Origin of the sequence: Mycolicibacterium tusciae, assembly GCF_002086795.1 — a bacterium.
GTDB lineage: Bacteria > Actinomycetota > Actinomycetes > Mycobacteriales > Mycobacteriaceae > Mycobacterium > Mycobacterium tusciae.
In genome coordinates this window covers 94,491-113,777 of sequence record NZ_MVIM01000008.1, presented here as the reverse complement: position 1 = coordinate 113,777, position 19,287 = coordinate 94,491, and the positions used below count along the sequence as shown (strand labels likewise).

At 66.6% G+C, this 19,287-nt stretch carries 19 protein-coding genes; 9 read left to right on the top strand and 10 right to left on the bottom strand.

Annotated elements, in window-relative coordinates:
- Window positions 1-9 precede the first annotated feature (9 nt).
- The gene (locus BST47_RS16725) at window positions 10-204 is read left to right on the top strand and encodes a ferredoxin (RefSeq protein ID WP_083126654.1); all 195 of its coding nucleotides are present in this window, start codon (window positions 10-12) and stop codon (window positions 202-204) included.
- Window positions 205-208: 4 nt separating this feature from the next.
- Here BST47_RS16725 and BST47_RS16720 read toward each other — a convergent pair whose 3' ends face one another.
- The gene (locus BST47_RS16720; RefSeq protein WP_083126653.1) at window positions 209-880 is read right to left on the bottom strand and encodes a response regulator transcription factor; all 672 of its coding nucleotides are present in this window, start codon (window positions 878-880) and stop codon (window positions 209-211) included.
- Between the two features lie 47 nt (window positions 881-927).
- Here BST47_RS16720 and BST47_RS16715 point away from each other — a divergent pair, with 47 nt between their 5' ends.
- The 3 genes from BST47_RS16715 to BST47_RS16705 all read left to right on the top strand — a co-directional run bounded on the left by BST47_RS16715 (window position 928) and on the right by BST47_RS16705 (window position 4,703).
- A complete protein-coding gene (locus BST47_RS16715; RefSeq protein WP_234809742.1) occupies window positions 928-2,217 on the top strand; it encodes a sensor histidine kinase in 1,290 nt (429 codons plus the stop codon).
- Between the two features lie 93 nt (window positions 2,218-2,310).
- A complete protein-coding gene (locus BST47_RS16710; protein WP_083126802.1) occupies window positions 2,311-3,582 on the top strand; it encodes a cytochrome P450 in 1,272 nt (423 codons plus the stop codon).
- Window positions 3,583-3,596: 14 nt separating this feature from the next.
- Window positions 3,597-4,703 (top strand): NDMA-dependent alcohol dehydrogenase, encoded by a 1,107-nt coding sequence (locus BST47_RS16705; RefSeq protein ID WP_083126651.1) that lies wholly within the window; start codon window positions 3,597-3,599, stop codon window positions 4,701-4,703.
- Between the two features lie 2 nt (window positions 4,704-4,705).
- Here the strand turns inward: BST47_RS16705 and BST47_RS16700 are convergent, their stop codons facing one another.
- Window positions 4,706-5,401: a cutinase family protein gene (locus BST47_RS16700; protein WP_234809741.1), complete on the bottom strand. Its 696-nt coding sequence runs from the start codon at window positions 5,399-5,401 to the stop codon at window positions 4,706-4,708.
- Window positions 5,402-5,484: 83 nt separating this feature from the next.
- Complete coding sequence (locus BST47_RS16695; RefSeq protein WP_083126649.1) at window positions 5,485-6,516, bottom strand: epoxyqueuosine reductase; 1,032 nt, start codon at window positions 6,514-6,516, stop codon at window positions 5,485-5,487.
- A gap of 90 nt (window positions 6,517-6,606) precedes the next feature.
- Here BST47_RS16695 and BST47_RS30515 point away from each other — a divergent pair, with 90 nt between their 5' ends.
- A complete protein-coding gene (locus BST47_RS30515) occupies window positions 6,607-6,828 on the top strand; it encodes a hypothetical protein (protein ID WP_133056220.1) in 222 nt (73 codons plus the stop codon).
- Window positions 6,829-6,899: 71 nt separating this feature from the next.
- Here the strand turns inward: BST47_RS30515 and BST47_RS16690 are convergent, their stop codons facing one another.
- The 4 genes from BST47_RS16690 to BST47_RS16670 all read right to left on the bottom strand — a co-directional run bounded on the left by BST47_RS16690 (window position 6,900) and on the right by BST47_RS16670 (window position 11,677).
- Window positions 6,900-7,748, bottom strand: a complete 849-nt coding sequence (locus BST47_RS16690) for an ABC transporter permease (RefSeq protein WP_083126648.1) — start codon at window positions 7,746-7,748, stop codon at window positions 6,900-6,902.
- Complete coding sequence (locus BST47_RS16685) at window positions 7,745-8,722, bottom strand: efflux ABC transporter ATPase subunit, DrrA-related (RefSeq protein ID WP_083126647.1); 978 nt, start codon at window positions 8,720-8,722, stop codon at window positions 7,745-7,747. Before BST47_RS16685 ends, BST47_RS16690 begins: the two co-directional genes overlap by 4 nt.
- Window positions 8,723-8,799: 77 nt before the next feature.
- Window positions 8,800-10,434, bottom strand: coding sequence for a fatty acyl-AMP ligase (locus BST47_RS16680; protein WP_083126646.1), 1,635 nt, complete (start codon window positions 10,432-10,434; stop codon window positions 8,800-8,802).
- A 286-nt stretch (window positions 10,435-10,720) separates the two neighbouring features.
- Window positions 10,721-11,677 (bottom strand): 4-(cytidine 5'-diphospho)-2-C-methyl-D-erythritol kinase, encoded by a 957-nt coding sequence (locus BST47_RS16670; RefSeq protein ID WP_083126645.1) that lies wholly within the window; start codon window positions 11,675-11,677, stop codon window positions 10,721-10,723.
- 83 nt (window positions 11,678-11,760) lie between these two features.
- Between BST47_RS16670 and BST47_RS16665 the strand changes: the two genes are divergently transcribed.
- Window positions 11,761-12,543, top strand: a complete 783-nt coding sequence (locus BST47_RS16665) for a serine/threonine-protein kinase (RefSeq protein ID WP_083126644.1) — start codon at window positions 11,761-11,763, stop codon at window positions 12,541-12,543.
- A gap of 9 nt (window positions 12,544-12,552) precedes the next feature.
- Here BST47_RS16665 and rsmA read toward each other — a convergent pair whose 3' ends face one another.
- From rsmA to BST47_RS16650, 3 genes are all read right to left on the bottom strand, one after another.
- Window positions 12,553-13,488, bottom strand: coding sequence for a 16S rRNA (adenine(1518)-N(6)/adenine(1519)-N(6))-dimethyltransferase RsmA (gene rsmA, locus BST47_RS16660; protein WP_083126643.1), 936 nt, complete (start codon window positions 13,486-13,488; stop codon window positions 12,553-12,555).
- On the bottom strand, window positions 13,485-14,612 hold the full coding sequence (locus tag BST47_RS16655) for a resuscitation-promoting factor (RefSeq protein WP_083126642.1): 1,128 nt from the start codon (window positions 14,610-14,612) through the stop codon (window positions 13,485-13,487). The genes rsmA and BST47_RS16655 overlap by 4 nt, the downstream gene beginning before the upstream one ends.
- Before the next feature lie 83 nt (window positions 14,613-14,695).
- Entirely contained in the window at window positions 14,696-15,550 is an 855-nt protein-coding gene (locus BST47_RS16650; RefSeq protein ID WP_083126641.1) for a TatD family hydrolase, read from the bottom strand.
- Between the two features lie 25 nt (window positions 15,551-15,575).
- On the opposite strand from BST47_RS16650, the gene metG reads away from it, so the two are divergent.
- From metG to BST47_RS16635, 3 genes are all read left to right on the top strand, one after another.
- Window positions 15,576-17,111: a methionine--tRNA ligase gene (gene metG / locus BST47_RS16645; protein ID WP_083126640.1), complete on the top strand. Its 1,536-nt coding sequence runs from the start codon at window positions 15,576-15,578 to the stop codon at window positions 17,109-17,111.
- A gap of 63 nt (window positions 17,112-17,174) precedes the next feature.
- The gene (locus BST47_RS16640; RefSeq protein WP_083126639.1) at window positions 17,175-18,380 is read left to right on the top strand and encodes an NAD(P)/FAD-dependent oxidoreductase; all 1,206 of its coding nucleotides are present in this window, start codon (window positions 17,175-17,177) and stop codon (window positions 18,378-18,380) included.
- A complete protein-coding gene (locus BST47_RS16635; RefSeq protein ID WP_083126638.1) occupies window positions 18,377-19,279 on the top strand; it encodes an RNA polymerase sigma-70 factor in 903 nt (300 codons plus the stop codon). Before BST47_RS16640 ends, BST47_RS16635 begins: the two co-directional genes overlap by 4 nt.
- Window positions 19,280-19,287: the final 8 nt, after the last annotated feature.

Here is a 19,287-nt window from a genome sequence, read left to right as displayed (position 1 = left end):
GGAGGAGCGATGCACATCACCGTCGATTACGAACTGTGCGAAGGCCACGGTCAATGCATCCTGGCCGCGCCCGAGGTTTTCGACCTACCCGACGACAGCGAGCAGGTGGTGCTCCTCGACCCCGATCCATCGCCGGTCGCACATGCCGCCGTCATTCAGGCCGCGGCGATGTGCCCCGCCCAGGCGCTCCGCATCGAGGACTGACGCCTCAGGGCGGCTGGCCGTCGGCCGTGTCGTCGAGCAGTCCGCACCGCCCGGCCAGCCCCGCCGCGGCGATCCGGCTGGTCACTCCGAGCTTGTTGAGCAAGGAGGCCACCATGCGCTTGGCGGTGCGCTCCGACACCAGCATCCGGTTGGCGATGTCGACGGTCTCCATGCCCGTCGACAACAGCACCCACAGCTTGAGGTCGGCCGGGCTCAACGCGGCGAGCAGAGCCTCTGGCGGCTTGCGGATGTTGCTGAGCAGGCCTTCGAGCACCTTGGTGTCGACGACGCGCATGCCCGCCGCGATCGTGTACAGCGGTCCGGCCAGCGCTTCTGGCCGAACCGCTTTGGAGAGGAATCCGTCGGCCCCCGACCGCAGTGCCTCCTCGGCCAGCTGCGGGTCGTCGGTGCCCGATAAGGCCAGGACGCGGGTCCGCGGATGGCGTTTCTTGATGTGCCGGATGGCGGCGACGCCGCCAAGGGGTGGCATCGTCAGGTCGACGATCGCGACGTCTGCATCGCACGATGCGACCAGGTCGGCGGCCTCTTCGACGAAGGTCGTCCGCCCGCCGATGACGAACTGATCGCCCCAGTCGCGGGTCAGCAACAGCTCGAGCCCCTCGGCGAAGAGTTCGTGGTCGTCGACGATGACCACCACGTAAGGCCGCTGGCTCATGGGCCGGATGCTAGATGCTGCGTCGAATCCGCGTCTATGGTCGGCGCGTGAACCGGTTCCAGTCGCTGGCCTCCAGCGAGGATGGCTATGGCCTGGCACGCTTGGTCGTCGCGGTCCGGGTCGCCGTGGTGATCTCGATCATCGTCCTCGTGGCGGTCGGGCCGGACTGGCTGCGGCAGCACCTCGCCGGGGTGGCCGTCGTGCTGGGTGTGGCGCTGGGCTACGCGGCGATTCTGATGACCCGCCCTCGCGTCGAGATAAGGCGAACGCGCTACTCGTGGCTGGTGACCGCCTCCGATGCGACGCTGACGCTGGCGGTGATCGCCTTGACGGGCGGGCCGTCGAGCCCCGTGGTGGCGGTGTTGGTGATGGTCGTCATCGCGTCGGCGGCCCGGTTGTCGTTCCCGCAAACCGTGCTGGTGGCAGCGGTGGCCGGGCTCGGTTACATCGGCGTCGCGCTGTGGGCCGGCCCAGATGCCGTAGCGACCGTGCCCCGCCCGCTGCAGGGGGTGTGGTGGGCGTTGCTCCTGGTGTTCGTCGCGCTTCTCGGAGGCGGTCTGTCGTTGCTCGTCGAGCGTGAGCACCGGTCACGGATGCGGCTGCTGGTGGAAGCCGAGGCCGAGCATGCCGCGGCCGAGGAGGAACGCGATCTGCGCGCCCGGCTGCTGCAGTCCTACGAGTCGCAGCAAGAGGGCCTGCAGGTGCTACTGCACGAGTTCCGTACGCCGGTGGCCTCGTTGGAGGCCCTCGCCGGTGCACTGACCGACGGCGCCTCACCGATGGCGTCGGCCGATCGTGACGCGGCGATCGCCCTGGCCGGCCGGCACGCCCGCCACCTCAACGACATGCTCGACGCGCTCGCCGACGTGGCGCTCGCCAGACGTCCGACGTTCTCGCCCGGTCGGTTACGACGCGTCGACGTCGCGGCGCTGATCGGCGAGGCGGCCGACGCGGCCGGGCTGACGAGCGCGCGCCTCGAGGTCGCGGTCACCGGGGATGTGTCGGCGATCGACATCGATGCGCAAGGACTGCGCCGAGTGCTGACCAACCTGCTGGAGAACGCCGCGCGACATGGCCGTGGCCGGCCGATCGACGTCACGTGCGCGCGCACCGACACGAATCTCACCATCTCGGTGGCCGACCGCGGCCCCGGCGTGCCTGCGGAGAGCCTGGGCGACCTGACCGCGAAATTCGTCAGCCTCGGCGGCCAGCGCGGGACCGCCGGCCTCGGACTGTGGATCGTCCAGCAGATCGTCGAGGCGCTCGGCGGCGCACTGCGGTTCTCGGCCCGAGCAGGGGGCGGGCTGGTCGCGACCTTCACGCTGCCGCTGACCTGAACGGCCCGCACGGTCCACGCATTGGGCCCGCGGGGGCCGCGAATGGCACGGCCGCCGGGTCCGCTCGGCGCTCTCGGCGTTCAGCATGACCACATGACCACTGCGGCGACGACGACGCACAAAGACATCGACCTGAGCGCCCGTGCGTTCTGGGCCAAACCCCCGGAAGAACGTGATCGGGCGTTCGAGGTGCTGCGCAGAGAGAACCCGGTGCCGTGGAGCCGGCCGGCCGAATCGGACCTGCTACCACCCGAGCTCAATACCAGGGGCTTCTGGTCCCTGACCAAACAGGAGGACATCCGGATGGCCAGCCGCCATCCGGAGATCTTCTCCTCCGCCCAGGGCATCACGATGGAGGACTTCGCACCTGAGGCGGTCGAGATCGCCCAGTCATTCATTGCGATGGATGCACCCCGGCACACCCAGCTGCGGGGCATCACGACCGAGGCCTTCAAGCCGAAAAACGTCCGGCGGCTCGAAGACTGGATCCGCGGCCACGCCCGCGATCTGGTCACCGAGATGGCCCACCTCGGCGAGGGTGACTTCGTCGAGCTGGTGTCGGTGAAACTGCCCGGACGCATCTTCGGCAGCTTCTTCGGGTTGCCGGAAGGCGACTTGCGTGACAAGGCGGTCCGCGCGGCGCAGCGCCTGGTGGGCTGGACCGACCCGAACATCCGCGGCGAGCAGAGCGAACTCGAGCTGTTCATGGGGGCCGTGATGGACCTCCACGAGGTCGCTTCAGTGTTGATCCCACAGCGGCGGACCAACCCCGGCGACGACCTGCTGACGTGGATGGTGCAGGCCGAGTTCGACGGCAAGAAAATGACCGACGACGAACTGAAGGCGTTCTTCGTCCTGCTGGGCGTCGCCGCCAACGACACCACCCGGCACGCCTCGGCGCACGCCATCTACACGCTCTCGAAGTTCCCCGACCAGCGCGCGTTGCTCGTCGAGGATGTCGAGGGTCGGGCCGGCACCGCCGTCGAGGAGGTGCTGCGTTGGTCCTCGCCGCTGTTGCATATGCGACGCACCGCCACGCAAGACATCACCGTCCGAGGATCGGACATCAAGGCGGGCGACAAGGTGGTGCTGTGGTACTACTCGGGCAACCGCGACGAGGATGTCTTCGAGGATCCGCACACCTTCAACATTTTGCGAAATCCCAACCCACACATTGCCTTCGGCGGTGGCGGCCCGCACTTCTGCCTCGGCGCCGCGCTCGCGCGCACCATGCTCAAGTCGCTGCTCACCGAGGTGTACACGCGGATCCCCGACATCTCGGCTCCCGAGCCCGACTTCGCGCTGGCCAACTTCATCAACGGCATCAACCGCCTGCCCGCCATCTGGACCCCCGAGAAGCGCTGAGGAGACGAGTCCCAATGAAGACCAAAGCCGCGGTGCTATGGGGCCTGCACCAGAAGTGGGAGGTGGAGGAGGTCGAGCTCGACGGCCCGAAGGAAGCCGAAGTCCTCGTCAAGCTGACGGCCAGTGGGCTGTGCCATTCTGACGACCACCTGGTCACCGGCGACATGCCGATGCAGTTGCCGGTGGTCGGCGGACATGAGGGCGCGGGCGTCGTCGTCGACGTCGGCCCCGGCGTCACCGACGTCGCCGCGGGTGATTCCGTCGTGTTGAGCTTCATCCCGGCGTGCGGTCGCTGCGATCCCTGCTCGCGCGGGATGAGCAACCTGTGTGTGCTGGGTGCGGCGATCATCGCGGGCCCGCAACTCGACGGCACCTTCCGGTTTCATGCGATCGGACAAGGGCTGGGCCAGATGTGCGTGCTCGGCACGTTCTCCGAGTACACGGTCGTTCCGGTCGCGTCGGTGATCAAGGTGGATCCCGGCACCGCCCTGGACACCGCTGCGCTCGTCGGCTGTGGCGTCACCACTGGGTACGGCAGCGCTGTACGCACCGGCGAGGTCCGCGACGGTGACACGGCCGTCGTGATGGGGGTCGGCGGCATCGGCATCAATGCCGTGCAGGGTGCCCGGATCGCCGGTGCGCGCGCCGTCGTCGCACTCGACCCGATCGAGTACAAGCGCACCCGGTCGCTGGAGTTCGGCGCTACGCACACCGCAGCCACGGTCGAGGAGGCGCAGGCATTGGTGTCCGATCTGACCCACGGGGCGATGGCCGACGTGTGCGTCGTCAGCACGGATTCAGCCGAAGGCGAGTACGTCGCCCAGGCACTGAGCTTGGTCGGCAAGCGGGGACGCGTGGTGATGACGGCGATCCCCCACCCGACCGACACCTCGGTCGATATGTCGCTGTTCGACCTGACGCTCTATGAAAAGCAGGTCCGCGGTTCGCTGTTCGGCTCGTCGAATCCGCGCCACGACATTCCCCGGATGCTCGAGCTGTACCAGGCGGGCAAGCTGAAACTCAACGAGCTGATCACCCGTGAGTACACCCTCGAGGAGATCAACCAGGGGTACGCCGATATGCATGCCGGGGTGAACCTGCGCGGTCTGATCCGCTACTAGCGTCAGCCGTGCGTCTGGCCCGCCAGCGTCGTGATCGGCGCCTCGGAGGTGAGTCGGCTGGCCACGAATTGTGCTGCCTGCGTCGTCAATCCGGCCTGCACGTACAGGCTGTGCGCGGGCCTGTCGTCGCCGCCGGAGCACACCGGATCGGCCCCGTTGCACAGATCGATGGTCTTGTATCCGTACTGCGGGCTCAGCGAGGTGAGCGGGCCGCCGAGCAACCGGATGGACGGGTTGCCGAACACCGCCACCGCGGCGACGTGATCGGCGGCGGCCGGCGGCAACAGGTTGGTGAAGCCGAGCGTCGGCTGGTTGGCGATCGCAAGCGCATCGATCACCGCGGCACCCTGCGAGAAGCCGCCGAGGACGATTTTGGTGTCGGGGCAGGTCGCGACAGTGTTCTGAACGAATGCGCTGGCGTCGTTGGCACCGTCGGCAGCGCGAAGGAAGTCGTACGAGGCCGGGTAGTTGACCGCGTACACGTCCACCGACTGCCCCGGCACCAGCGGTCGCAGCGCGTCGACGAACGCGTCGCCGACGCGTCCAATGCCCGCCGGCTCGCCGGTGCCGCGTGCGAACACGACCTGAACGTCGGCGCACTCGGCGGGCTGCGCCGAGGCGACACCCGTCGGGCCCGACGGAAGCAATGCCGGTGCGACGAGCGTCACACCCGAAACCATCAGTGCAGCAACACCCATCAGCAAACCGCGCGTGACCCCTCGGCTGATCTTCATACCGGGCCAAACGCCGTCGAGCGGCGAATCTATTCCGTCTAGCGAAATCAGCGCCCATCGATGCCGCTGTCGACCACCTTGATCTGCTTGTGCGGGAACCGTCGCTCGGCGTACTCCTTCGCCACCGAGTTCGGCAGGACGTAGAGGGTCTCCTTCTTCTCCTGCAGCGGCTTGAGGACCAGATCCATGAAGCCCTTGCGGTCGTCGAGGTACGGCTCGATGACGTCCTCTCCGGCCGGACACACCGCCAGGCAGTAGGCCGCCTTGTAGTTGGCCTTGAAGGACAGGCTCTGCCACATCGAGGCGTTCTCGGAATCGCTGACTCTCGAACGGAAATCAGCCGCGTCTTCACTGTCGGCTATGGTCTGCACCCAGTCGGTGAATCCGCCCATGAACTCGCGGTAGTTGTGGGTGGAGCATGCGAAGAAGTCGAACTCCCCGTCCTTCTTGATGGCACCAACCGGGCAGGCCGCTACGCAGAGTTTGCATTCCAGGCACGGCGAATAGTCAAGCGGCTCACCGTAACTGCTGATCGGCGCGGCCACGAGCACCGTGCCGAGAAGGATGAAGTTGCCGAACTTCGGGTGAATCACGTTGCGGTGGATGCCCATCACACCGAGGCCGGAGGCGACCGCAACAGGTTTGTGCGCCACCACCCAGATCCGACCGGGGAACCGGTCCATCTCCATGGGAAACGACATCGACGGATTGATCGCGCGGTAGCCGGCATCTTGCAGCGCGCGGGTGATCCGGTGCGCGGCCTCGTTCATGATCTCGCCGCTGCGGTGGAACTCCTGATTGGCGACGCTGCGCGCGGTGGAGCGGACGTTGTCGCGGTTCATCTTGACGACCAGGGAGATGTAGCTTGCGACGCCGGGCAAGGCCTCGTCGACGTGCTCGCGTTCGGAGGCGAGGTCGGGATTGTCGACGCTGGCGAACGCGACGTCGTCGACGCCGGCGTCGAGACAGACCTGACGCAGCCAGTCGGCGTCGATGACGCCGGGTTTCTCGGTTTTGCGTGCCCGCACCTTGCGGACTGTCGGGTGGTCGGCGAGCCGAGCGGGGACTCTGTCGGTCATGCTAGGTATAGTACACAATACTCAGCGGTTCGGCGGCCGTCAGAATGCTGAACCGCCGCGTAAAGAACCCGTTCAGACGACGCTTTCGCAGTGCGAACGGGCGTACACCGGAAGCATGTCCGAGAGCCGCCGCCTCCGTGTGGCCCGGGCCTGGCCGCTGTGGGGTGTGGCGGCCTGGCCATCGCCGAGATCTATCTGGCTGATGCCCTCAATCCCTGGATTGCGCTGGCGCTTTCGATCGGTGTTGCGATCGGTCTGGGTCGCATCGCTTGGGCGCTGGCCGGCGACTGCGCACCCAGGTCCGCACCATGACCGCCGCGGTCATGTTCGGCCGACCCGATGTGGGATCGCTATACCGCGTGGACGGTCGACGCGATCCGCTCCTAGTCGCCCGTGCGGCGCGCGTACGCCCGCAACGCGAACGGCGCGATCACCGCGGTGATCGCCAGCGACCACAGGATCGTCGCGAGTATCGGGTGATGGAGTGGGAGTTGCGCCTCCGGCGGGGCGGGCGGGCCGTTGCCCCACAGCTCCCGCACCGCCTGGGTCAGCGACGACACCGGGTTCCACTCGGCCATCACCCGGAGCCAGCGCGGCATGGGCTCGGTCGGCGCGAAGGTGTTGGCCAGGAACGTGATCGGAAAAAGAACGGTGAACATCACGCCGTTGACCGCTTCGACCGAGCGCATCAGCGATCCGATCAGGATGCCGAACCAGATCATCCCGAAGCCGAACACGAGGATCAGCACGAAGGCGAGCACCGCGTCGACGAAGCCGCCGCGGATCCGCCATCCGATGCACAGCCCGGTCACCGCCATCACCACGACACCGATCGACGAGTGCAGCAGGCTGGCGATGCTCCGTCCGATCAACACCGCCGACCGTCGGATCGGCAGCGATCGGAACCGGTCGATGATGCCCTTCTCGACATCGGCGGTGATACCGGTGGACACCACGAACGCGGTGAACACGATGGTCTGCGCCTGGATGCCGGGAAGCAGGAACTCGCGGTAGGACGCGCTGCCCGCGGTGGCGATCGAGGCACCGAACACGAACGCGAACAGCAGCACGAACATGATGGGCTGCACCGTGACGTCGCTCAACATCTCGGGCATCCGCTTGGTGTGGATCATGTTGCGCTTGACCATGATCCATGACTGCTCGGCGATGTTCGTCTGGCGGATCCGGGGCCGCTCCAGCGTGTCGCGCTTCTCGCTCTCGGTGGTGGTCATGCGCTGACCTCCTCGGTCTCGTCGCCCTCGACGCGATGGCCGGTCAGGGAAAGGAACACGTCGTCCAGGCTGGGCCGGGACAGGCCGATGTCGTCGACCTCGATCGCGCGCTCCTGCAGCCAGCCGGCGACACGGGTCAGGTCGGCGATGCCGTCGGCGGCCGCGGTGAGTTGCCGTGCACCGACGTCGAGATGAACCTCGGCGCCGGTACGCGCGATCAGCTCCCGCGCCGCGGGCAGGTCGGTGGCGTGCGAAACGGTGACGACCAGGCTGGCGTTGCCCGCCTGCTGTTTGAGTTGCAGCGGCGTGCCCTGCGCGATGATCCGGCCGTGATTGACGACGACGATGTCGTCGGCGAGTTGGTCGGCCTCCTCGAGGTACTGCGTGGTGAGCAGCAGTGTCGTGCCCTCGGCGACGAGGCCGCGCAGCATCTCCCACAGCTCGCTGCGGCTACGCGGATCCAGACCGGTGGTCGGCTCGTCGAGGAACAGCACCGGCGGTGACGCGATCAGGCTGACCGCGAGATCGAGCCGTCGCCGCATGCCGCCGGAGTACCCGCGGACCGGACGGTCGGCGGCATCGGCAATCGAAAACTGTTCCAACAGTTGATTACCCAGGCGTTCGAGGTCGCGCCGACCGATGCCGTAGAGACCGCCGATCATCCGGATGTTCTCCCGGCCGGTCAGCAGCTCGTCGACGGTGGCGACCTGTCCGGTGAGGCCCATGTTGCGGCGCACCATGTCCGGTTGCTCGCGGACGTCGTATCCCGCCACCCGCGCGGTGCCGCTGGTGGGGACCGTCAGCGTCGTCATCATCCGGACCGTGGTGGTCTTACCCGCACCGTTGGGACCGAGCAGGCCCAGCACCGTGCCGGGCGGCACCACGAAGCTGACCCCGTCGACAGCTGGTCGTTCGGAGGCGTTGTCACCGAATTTCTTGACGAGGTCGATCGCCTCGATGGCCGGAGAGGTCATGGGCCAACCGTAGCGACGAACTCCGACGCGCAGCCAATGGATTACCGCGCGTGGGCCCACGCGCGCCGAGCGAGAACCTAGGTGACCAGCGAGACCGAGTTGGAGCGGCGCAGCTTGCCCGACGGGGTCTTCGGGATGCTGCCCGGCCCCAGCACGACGACGTTGCGCGGCCGCACGTCGACCTCGGCCACCACTTCATGGGCGACCTGACGTTCGATGCGGTGCACCTCGTCGGGGTCCTGCCAGGCGTTGGACTCCACCGCGACGGCGAAGGTCTCCCGCGAATGACCGGCGTCGAGTCGCACCGCGACGGCGCAGCCAGGCCGGACGCCCTCGACGCGGCCGGCGGCACGCTCGATGTCGGTCGGGTAGATGTTGCGGCCCGCCATGATGATGACGTCCTTCACACGGCCGCACACGATGATGTTGCCGTCCTCGGTGATGTAGCCGAGGTCACCGGTGTCGTACCAGCCGTGCTCGTCCTGGGCGGGGATGAAGCCGCCCATGGTGATGTAGCCGGGAGTCAGCGACTCGCCACGGAGTTCGATGACGCCGACGCCGCGCGGCGGCATCACGTTGCCGTGCTCGTCGATGACGCGTGCCTCCAGGTCCGTCAGCAGCGGGCCAAGCGAGGCCAGCCTGCGGGTGTTGCCCTTGGTCGCGGGAACGGCGCGACGCAGCGCGGCCATCAGGTCGGCGTCGACCTCGTCGACGACCAGACCGGCACCACATGGGGAGAACGACACCGCCAGGGTGGTCTCGGCCATGCCGTATGCGGGCAGGATCGCGTCGGGCTTCAGACCGAACGGCTTACCCGCGTCCAAGAGGTCCTCGACGTCGGCGGGCTCGACGGGTTCGGCGCCCGAGAGCGCGAACCGCAGCGTCGACAGGTCGAACTCGCCGGGCTTGGCCTGGCGGCGCAGCCGCTTGGCGAACAACGCGTACGCGAAGTTCGGCGCCGCGGTCATGGTGCCCTTGTACTTGTCGATGAGCTTGGCCCACAGCAGGGTGTCGCGCAGGAAGTCCATCGGCGTGACCTTGACCAGCTCCGCGCCGAAGTACATCGGGATGGTGAGGAAGCCGACCATGCCCATGTCGTGGAAGCAGGGCAGCCAGCTGACCATGACGTCCTTGTCGACGTCGTACTCGGCGCCGATGAACATGGCCTCGGCGTTGGAGTGGATGTTGCGGTGCGTGATCTGCACCGCCTTGGGAGACCCAGTCGATCCGGACGTCAGCTGCATCAGCGCCAGGTCGTCCTCGCCGACCTCGATGGGGTCGATCGGGTCCGACGCCAGCAGGTCGGCGACGGTCAGAACGGTGATGCCCTTTTCCCTGAGCACCGGGATCGCGACCAGGAACGGTTCGGAGACGATGACGGCCTTGGCCTCGATCATGCCGATGACGTTCATGGTGTCCTCGGCCCAGATCACGAGGTCGGTACGGGGCGTGGGCTGGTGCAGCATGGTCAGGCAGGCGCCGCGCATCCACAGGCCCTGCGCTACCGGCGCGATTTCCACGGGGAAGCCTGCGAGCACGCCGACCGAATCGCCGAGTCCGATTCCGGCCTCCGCCAGACCACCGGCGACGGCGCGGGCCCGCTCGTGAACGTCGCCCCAGGTATGCCGAACTGGCTCGTGCGGTTCACCGGTGACCATGCCCGTTGTCACGGTGCGGGCGTTTCGGTACATCTTCTCGGTGAAACGGCTCACGACAACCTCCTCGGTTTCCGAACAGGAAATGCCCGGATGTAATGCTCCGCCTGATCAGAGGCGCTTTCCAGGAGGCGCGCACACAATTGGGGAGCGGTTGAGTCTCGAATTGGTGATGCCTCTGGTGAGCGGTCGGCTATGACAAGTCGCCCACCGATGTTGTCGGCGGGCGCGAATGCCGCGTCCAATTCATGACCGCTAGTTTTCACCGTCGATCATCTTAAACATTTCTTAAGGACCTGCCAAAATCTGGCGGTCATTGAGGCCTGAGTCACACCGTGCGCGGTCAGACCGAGGCCGACGGCGCGGGCACCACCCGCGCTCCCTGCACGGGTCCACTGGCGACGCGCACGGTCCGGCAGACACCGGCACCGGCCATCTCGGTCGCGACGTCGACGGCCGAGGACGCCGACGAGCAGAGGAAGGCACACGTCGGTCCCGAGCCGGAGACGATGCCGGCCAGCGCCCCGGCCTCGGTCCCCGCGCGCAGGGTGCGACGCAGCTCGGGATCCAAAGACAGCGCAGCCGCCTGCAGATCGTTGCCGAGAAGCGGCGCCAGCTGCGCCGGATCGCCGGACGCCAGGGCGGCAAGCAGCGGCTCGGGATCGTCGAGGCGGGGCGCATCGCGCTCCGTCTCACGTAGGCGGTCGATCTCGGCGAACACCGACGGAGTCGACAGTCCGCCCTTGGCGAAGGCCAGCACCCAGTGAAAAGTGTTGCGGGCCAGTACCGTTGCCAGTTCCTCACCGCGACCGGTGCCTAGCGCGGTGCCGCCGTGCAGCGCAAAGGGGACGTCGCTGCCCAATTGCGCGGCGAGCACGTGGAGGTCGCGCCGCGGCACTCCCAGCTCCCACAGCGTGTTCATCGCGACGAGCACGGCCGCGGCATTGGCACTGCCGCCTGCCATGCCGCCGGCGACGGGGATCGACTTCTCGACGGTGATCGCGACGTCGGGCGCGCGCCCGACATGTTCGGCGAGCAGTTCGGCGGCGCGCCACGCGAGGTTGCGTTCGTCGGTCGGCAGCGTGTCCGCGCCTTCGCCCGCCAACTCCAGCGACAGCACGTCGGCGTTGCGGACGGTGATCTCGTCGAGCAACGAAACCGCGTGAAACACAGTGGTCAGCTCGTGATAGCCGTCGTCGCGGCGATCTCCGACCTCGAGGTACAAATTGACCTTGCCCGGCACCCGCACCGTCACCGATCCGGTCGGAACCCATTCGGATGCGGTGTTGCCGTTGGACACCAGACGACACTATCGGAGGAGACAGCACCCAGGAGCCGTCTGAGCAGGTCGATCTCGCCGATCAAACCCCTAGTCTGAGGGGCGTGCTCTCCGCTGGCGAAGAGTTTGAAGGTCACATCGTCGACGACGTGCTGGGCCGCGGCGGCTATGCGACGGTGTACCGGGCGCGCGCCCGGGATCGGGATGTGGCGCTGAAAGTCCTCGACCAGGATCACCGCGATCTCGCCCACATTGCGCGACTGCGCCGCGAGTTCGAATTCGCCCGTCGCCTAGCCCATCCCCACATCGTGACGGTGTACGAACGCGGCACCGGGTGGCTGTCGATGGAACTCGTCACCGGCGGCGGGATCGTCGCCGTGGGCACCATGCCCAAGCGTCTCGCCGCACTGGAACAGATCGCCGACGCGCTGGACTACACACACAACCGCGCGATCGTGCACTGCGACGTGAAACCCGCGAACATCCTTGTCCGCCAGGATCTTTCCAGTGCTGTCCTGATCGACTTCGGAGTCGCACACGCGGTCACCGACGATATACGCCACCGTTCCTCGCAGATCGAGGCGTCGCTCCCCTATGCGGCGCCGGAGTTGATCACCGGCCACGCGCCGACGGGAGCCACCGACGAATACGCGCTGGCATGCACCGCCGTCGAACTGATCACCGGATCGCCACCGTTCACTGCCTCGTCGGGACTCGGCCTCATCGACGCACATTTGCACACGCCGCCACCACGTCGGTCACGTGAAATTGCCTGGCTGCCACGCGTATTCGACGCAGTCGTGACGAAAGCCCTGGCGAAGGCACCGGAGGACCGTTACGCGTCCTGCCGTGAATTCGTCGCGCTGATCATCCGGGCGCTGCAGTAGGCGGCCGGATCAGACGTGCAGGGAACCGTCGCGCGGATGCCGATGGTGAACGACGGGCTTCGGCTCGACCGGTACCGACTCCTGACTTTCCTCCGACCGCTGCAGCAGTCGGACGAAGTCCGCTATCGAGAGCGTCTCGCCGCGGCGGGAGGGGTCGATGCTCGCCGCCAGCAACCTGCTGGCCGATTCGTTGCCAGATCCCGCCCATTCGGCGAAGGCGTTGCGCGAGGTCTTGCGTCGCTGACCGAACCCGATGTCGATCAGGTTGAAAACGCGTTCGCGGAAGCCTTCGTCGGTAGGCCACGGCGACTTCTCATACCGGTCGATGCGCACCAGGCCGGAATAGACCCGCGGGATCGGCCAGAACACCGTCGGCGAGACCATCCCGTAGCGCCGGACGTTGCCGAAGTACCGGACCTTCACGCTCGGCACGCCGTAGTCCTTGCCGCCGGGTTCGGCCGCGAGACGTTCGGCGACCTCGGCCTGCACCATCACCATCACGGTGCGGATCGAGGGAAACTCGGCCAGCAGGTGCAGCAGCGCGGGCACTGCGACGTTGTACGGAAGGTTGGCAACCAAAGCCGTGGGCTCGTCGGCGATTTCGGCGCGACGCAGGTTCAGGATGTCGCGGTTGAGCACCGTCAGCCGATTGATCTCGCTGTGCGAATGATCGGCGACAGTGATGGGCAGCTGTCGGGCCAGCACCGGATCGATCTCCACCGCCGTCACCCGTGCGCCCCGGTCCAGCAGGGCAAGCGTCAGTGAGCCCAGCCCTGGGCCGACCTCGAGAACATGATCGTGCCGATTGACGCTGGACGCCGAAACGATTCGACGAACGGTATTGGCGTCATGGACGAAGTTCTGGCCAAACGATTTGCGTGGCCGGAAATCAATCTCTCTCGCCAGGTGTCGTATCTCGGTCCGCCCGAGTAATCGAATGGTCAGCGCGCACCAATCCTCCCGCTACACGTCGGCCACGCACCCCACCCTTGTCGTGCCCGAGTGACCTCAGCAATCGCGATCTGCTCTTCTCTCGTTGCCAAATCAGCCCTGTCAGCATACCTCAGACCACCGCTGCGCTCCCAGGTGTTCTGGTCGAATTGAACGCCACCGTAATATCCGTTGCCGGTGTTGATGGCCCAATTACCTCCTGCTTCGCACCGAGCAAGCGCGTCCCAGGTAGATCCGTTGTTGACTTCCGGGACCTCGGTACCGGGCTTGGCGCCGACTCGAAGGACACCGTCGCGGGCCGGACTGACGACGACATTGGCTACTGGCATCCTGCCTGTTTCGACGCCATTAACCTTTGCGATGGCAAACGTCACGTCCTGCGTTCCGGGCGTACCGGGATCCTCCACGATCTGACGGCTCATGTTGAGTTCAGGGTCTTCGATGCGGTGATTCACCGGTGGCAGCGGCGCGCGTTCGGTGACCTTTTCGATCCGAATCCGCTTCACCTCGATCTGCATTCCGTCGACGATCGGCGAGGACGCGGCAGGCACCACCTCGTCACTTTGCAGCAGCGGCACGCCCGCCGCCTCGAGCAGGGCGGCGACGTTCGGCGCGGCCAGATGCACCGTGCGGACCACGCCGGCGTCGGACAGTTGAACGGTCTTGGGGCTCACCACAGGTAGCGACATGCCTGCTAGCGGCACTCGGCTGCCGCGCGACGCCGCCGCGGGCGCCTTGTCGGTCATCTGCAGCTGGCTCAGCGCCTCATCGACTGTCGACGCCGTCGTCCACACCTCACGACTGTCCCGGCCGTCCGTGGAGATCTGCAGCGGGCGGCTACGGCGCAACACGATCGTGTCGGACTGATGCACCGGCTGATCGGCCGCCGGGTAAAGGTCGTCACGTTCGCCGACGTCGAAACCGTTCTCCGCCACGACGTCGATGACGCGCGACTTCATGGTGCTGACGGTGATGGAAGAGCCGTCCACGGCCAGGGTTACTGTTTTATGCGTAGCAACTGCGAATCCACCCGCGAACGTCAACGCAAGCAACGTCACCCCGACCACGAGGCGCAATAACGGCGACCGCTCCTGGTGGATCTTATTCAAGATGTTCAAAACGTCGTCTATCCCGACTATCGGTCGATGGGTCTACCTGCAGAAGCCCACCGAGTTTGATCACAAGACGGTAACGAAAACGCTCACGCGCAGCAACTCGCCAGCCCGTAGGCACGGACAGCCGTCGAAGTGGTTTCTTGCGCAACGTCCTCGGCGGCTCTGCTGAGGAGTTCGGCGAGCGCACGAACAGTGTAGGGCAGGCAATAGGGCTCATTCGGCGCACCGCGGTACGGGTGCGGAGTCAGGAACGGCGCGTCGGTCTCGACGAGGAGTTGCTCGGAGGGGATCAGCGACGCCGCTTCCCGCAGCGCGGTGGCATTGCGGAAGCTCACGGTTCCGGACAAGCTGAGCAGCCAGCCGTTGGCCACACACGTCCTGGCCATCGCGGCATCCGACGAGAAACAGTGGAAGATCACGGTCTCGGGAGCACCCTCGGCGGCCAGGACGTCGAGGACGTCGGCGTCGGCGTCACGGTTGTGGATCATCAGCGGCTTGCCGATGCGCTTGGCGAGGTCGATGTGCCAGGCGAACGCGTCACGCTGGGTCGCGGGGTCGGCGCAGCCCTCGAGTTTGCCCGGCCAGTACATGTCCATGCCGGTCTCGCCGACCGCGACGACGCGCGGATGCCCGGCCAGCCCCTCGATGACGGCCTTGGCCTCGTCGGTGAGCGCGTTGGCGCGGGTGGGGTGCAGCGCCACCGCACCGTAGACGCGCGGGTCGGCGTCGACGGCGTCGGTGACCCAACGCGCGGAGTCGAGATCGTCGGCGATCGTCACGACGGCCTGCACGCCGACGGCTTCGGCCCGGTCGACGATCGTGCGGATGCTCTCGGCATCGGTCGCACCGCAGGCATCGAGGTGGGTGTGCGCGTCGATCAGGGGTGCCAGCCGTTCCGGGGCCGGGGGCTTCTCCCGTCTGGCTGAAGGCTTGTCACTCACCGCCACACAATAAGCTGACCCCCAAATGAGTGAGCCTTACTACATCACTACGGCCATCGCCTATCCCAACGGCGACCCGCACATCGGGCATGCCTACGAGTACATCGCGACCGATTCGATAGCGCGGTTCAAGCGTCTGGACGGCTACGACGTGCGCTACCTGACCGGCACCGACGTCCATGGCCAGAAGATGGCGGAGACGGCGGCCGCCCTTGGGATTCCGACCGCGGAGTTGGCGCGGCGCAACTCCGATGTCTTCCAGCGGATGCAGGAGAAGCTCAACATCTCGTTCGACCGGTTCATCCGGACGTCGGACGCCGACCACTACGCGGCGTCGGTCGAGATCTGGAAGCGGATGAACGAGGCCGGCGACATTTACCTCGACACGTACTCGGGGTGGTACTCGGTACGCGACGAAGGCTTTGTCACCGAGGGTGAAACGAGCGTCAACGCCGACGGTGTGCGGATCGCCACCGAGACCGGCGCCCCGGTGACGTGGACCGAAGAGCAGACGTACTTCTTCCGACTGTCGGCCTATGCCGAGAAGCTGCTGGCGCACTATGACGCGCACCCGGAGTTCATCGAGCCCGGCGTGCGGCGCAACGAGGTGGTCAGCTTCGTCTCGGGCGGGCTGCGCGATCTTTCGATCTCCCGCACGACGTTCGACTGGGGCGTACCGGTTCCCGACCACCCCGACCATGTGATGTACGTATGGGTCGACGCGCTGACCAACTATCTGACGGGCGTCGGATTCCCCGACACGTCGTCGGAGATGTTCCAGCGGTTCTGGCCGGCCGATCTGCACATGATCGGCAAGGACATCATCCGGTTCCACACCGTGTACTGGCCCGCCTTCCTGCTGTCGGCGGGAATCGAGTTGCCGCGCAAGGTGTTTGTGCATGGCTTCGTTCTCAACCGCGGCGAGAAGATGAGCAAGTCGGTCGGCAACGTCGTCGATCCGAACGCGTTGGTCGACGCCTTCGGTGTTGACCAGGTGCGGTACTTCTTCCTGCGGGAGGTGCCGTTCGGCCAGGACGGCAGCTACAGCGAGGAAGCGATCATCGGCCGCATCAACGCCGACCTTGCCAACGAGCTGGGCAATCTGGCGCAGCGCTCGCTGTCGATGGTGGCCAAGAACCTCGACGGAATCGTGCCTGAGCCAGGCGAATTCACCGCCGATGATCGCCAGCTTCTGGATGCCGCCGACGGGTTGCTCGAGCGGGTGCGCGCGCATTTCGACGCCACCGCAATGCATCTGGCCCTGGAGGCCATCTGGTCGGCGCTCGGAGCGGCGAACAAGTACTTCTCCGCGCAGGAGCCGTGGGTGCTGCGCAAATCCGACGAGGCGAGATTCCGCACCGTGCTGTACACGACGCTCGAGACAGTTCGGATCGCGGCGCTGCTGACTCAGCCGGTGATGCCCGAGTCGATGGCCAAACTGCTCGATCTGCTGGGCCAGACCGACGATCAGCGGACGTTCGCATCGGTCGGCAGGCGGATCGCACCCGGGACTCAACTGCCGGCCCCGGTAGGCGTGTTCCCGCGCTATCAGGCTGAGTGACGCGACGGCAGTGACGCACGTCACTTTTTGTCACGTTCGGCGGGTGGGAGGTGTCTTAAGGCCATGACCCGACACATCACCACAACTGATTCGCCCAAGGTCGTCGTCATCGGCGGCGGCTACTCAGGAACACTGGCAGCCAACCATCTGCGGATGCGTGGCACCTGGCAGATGCCAGACATCACGCTGGTCAATCCCCGCCCGAAGTTCGTCGAGCGGATCCGGTTGCACCAGCACGCGGCGGGCAATTACGACGCGGCAGTCGACTACGGCACATTGCTCGGCCAAGGCATAGATCTCGTCGTCGACACCGCGACGCGCGTCGACGCCGCCAACCGCACCGTTGAACTGGCATCGGGCCGCGCACTGCGGTACGACTACATCATCTACGCGGTCGGCAGCACCGGCGCAGTGCCCGCATCGGTACCTGGCGCTACTGAATTCGCCTATCCGATAGCGGAATTCGAGCAGGCGCAGCGTCTGCGTACCGCCATCACTACCCTGCATTCGGACGCGCCGGTCACGGTCGTCGGCGCCGGGTTGACCGGCGTCGAGACCGCCGCCGAGCTGGCCGAACAGGGCCGCAAAGTCACGCTCGTCTGCGGTGGCCAGCTGGCGCCGTCGCTGTCGGAGCCGGGGCGGAGGTCAGCCGCCAAGGTGCTGCGCAAGCTGGGTGTGAAGGTGCTCGAGTCCGACATCGTGACGGAGGTCCGGTCCGACGCGGTCGTCTTCGCCGACGGGGCCGTGCGCCCGAGCGCGTTGACGATCTGGACGGCGGGCTTCGGCGTGCCGGAACTGGCCGCGGCGAGCGGCCTCCACACCGATCAGCTGGGCCGACTGCTCACCGATGAGACGCTGACCAGCATCGACGACGATCGCATCGTCGCCGCCGGTGACTGCGCCTCCCCGTCGGGGGTGCCGCTGCGGATGTGCTGCGCCTCTGCCTCGCAGTTGGGCCCCCAGGCGGCCAATACCGTGCTGAACCGCATCGCCGGCATCTCCCCGACACCGTTTGCCTACGGGATTCCGGGATCGTGCACCAGCCTCGGTAGGCGCGCCGGGATCCTGCAGTTGGGTCGCCAGGACGACACCCCGGTGAATCTCTTCATCGGTGGCCGCGTGGGCGCTCGACTCAAGGAGGCGATCTGCAAGGGCACGCTGTGGGGCCTGCGTCGCGAGGGCCGCAAGCCCGGCTCCACATTCTGGTTCAAGGGCGGTCCGCGTCCCGAGCGGCCGGTGTTCGCTCCAGAGGTGGTCAAGGAAGCATGACAATCTCCCCGGACGACCACGCCGAGCGGTTCACCCTCCTGCGTCCGCTGCTGTTCACCATCGCCTACGAAATCCTCGGCTCGGCAACCGAAGCCGACGATGTGCTGCAGGACAGCTATTTGCGGTGGGCCGACGTGGACCTTGCGACGGTGCGGGACACTAAGTCGTATCTGGCACAACTCGTGACCCGCCAGGCGCTCAACGCGTTACGGGAGGGCGCACGCCGCCGGGAGGATTACGTCGGGCCGTGGCTACCCGAGCCGCTGCTGGTGGACACGGATGATGCCTCCTCCGATGTCGTTCTCGCCGAATCGGTTTCGATGGCGATGCTGGTGCTGCTCGAAACGCTCACGCCCGATGAGCGGGCAGTGTTCGTGCTGCGCGAGGTGTTCGGCTTCGAGTACGAGGAAATCGCAGGGGCCGTTGATAAATCCGCGGGGACGGTGCGTCAAATGGCGCACCGCGCCCGCGAACACGTGCATGCGCGACGCAAGCGGTTCGGACCTGTCGACGCCAAGCGGACCACACAGATCACCGAGCAGTTCCTGACGGCGGCGGCCACCGGCGACATGGAGGGGTTGCTGACAATGCTGGCGCCGGGGGCGACCTGGACCGCCGACCACGGCGGCAAGGTGACCGGCATTCGCCGTCCGGTTTCGGGCGCGCGAAGGGTGGCCGCGCTCATGGCCGAGCTGTTCCGGGTGGCCAAGACCATGCCGGACCTTCGGTTCCAGTCGGCGGTGTACAACGGCGCCCCGGCGACGGTGATCTACGACGGCGACCACTTGGAGGGCGTCTTCGTATTCGAAATCGTCGACGACAGGATCACGAATCTCTACGCGATGCGTAATCCCGACAAGCTGACCGGGGTCACGACCCCACGGGTGATCAGTCGATAGTGACGTCG

Excerpts from the sequence above, each read along its gene's own strand:
- BST47_RS16725 (WP_083126654.1), top strand. The coding sequence starts at position 10 with ATGCACATCACCGTCGATTACGAACTGTGCGAAGGCCACGGTCAATGC.
- BST47_RS16720 (WP_083126653.1), bottom strand. The coding sequence starts at position 880 with ATGAGCCAGCGGCCTTACGTGGTGGTCATCGTCGACGACCACGAACTC.
- BST47_RS16710 (WP_083126802.1), top strand. The coding sequence starts at position 2,311 with ATGACCACTGCGGCGACGACGACGCACAAAGACATCGACCTGAGCGCC.
- BST47_RS16705 (WP_083126651.1), top strand. The coding sequence starts at position 3,597 with ATGAAGACCAAAGCCGCGGTGCTATGGGGCCTGCACCAGAAGTGGGAG.
- BST47_RS16700 (WP_234809741.1), bottom strand. The coding sequence starts at position 5,401 with ATGGGTGTTGCTGCACTGATGGTTTCGGGTGTGACGCTCGTCGCACCG.
- BST47_RS16695 (WP_083126649.1), bottom strand. The coding sequence starts at position 6,516 with ATGACCGACAGAGTCCCCGCTCGGCTCGCCGACCACCCGACAGTCCGC.
- BST47_RS16690 (WP_083126648.1), bottom strand. The coding sequence starts at position 7,748 with ATGACCACCACCGAGAGCGAGAAGCGCGACACGCTGGAGCGGCCCCGG.
- BST47_RS16685 (WP_083126647.1), bottom strand. The coding sequence starts at position 8,722 with ATGACCTCTCCGGCCATCGAGGCGATCGACCTCGTCAAGAAATTCGGT.
- metG (WP_083126640.1), top strand. The coding sequence starts at position 15,576 with ATGAGTGAGCCTTACTACATCACTACGGCCATCGCCTATCCCAACGGC.
- BST47_RS16640 (WP_083126639.1), top strand. The coding sequence starts at position 17,175 with ATGACCCGACACATCACCACAACTGATTCGCCCAAGGTCGTCGTCATC.
- BST47_RS16635 (WP_083126638.1), top strand. The coding sequence starts at position 18,377 with ATGACAATCTCCCCGGACGACCACGCCGAGCGGTTCACCCTCCTGCGT.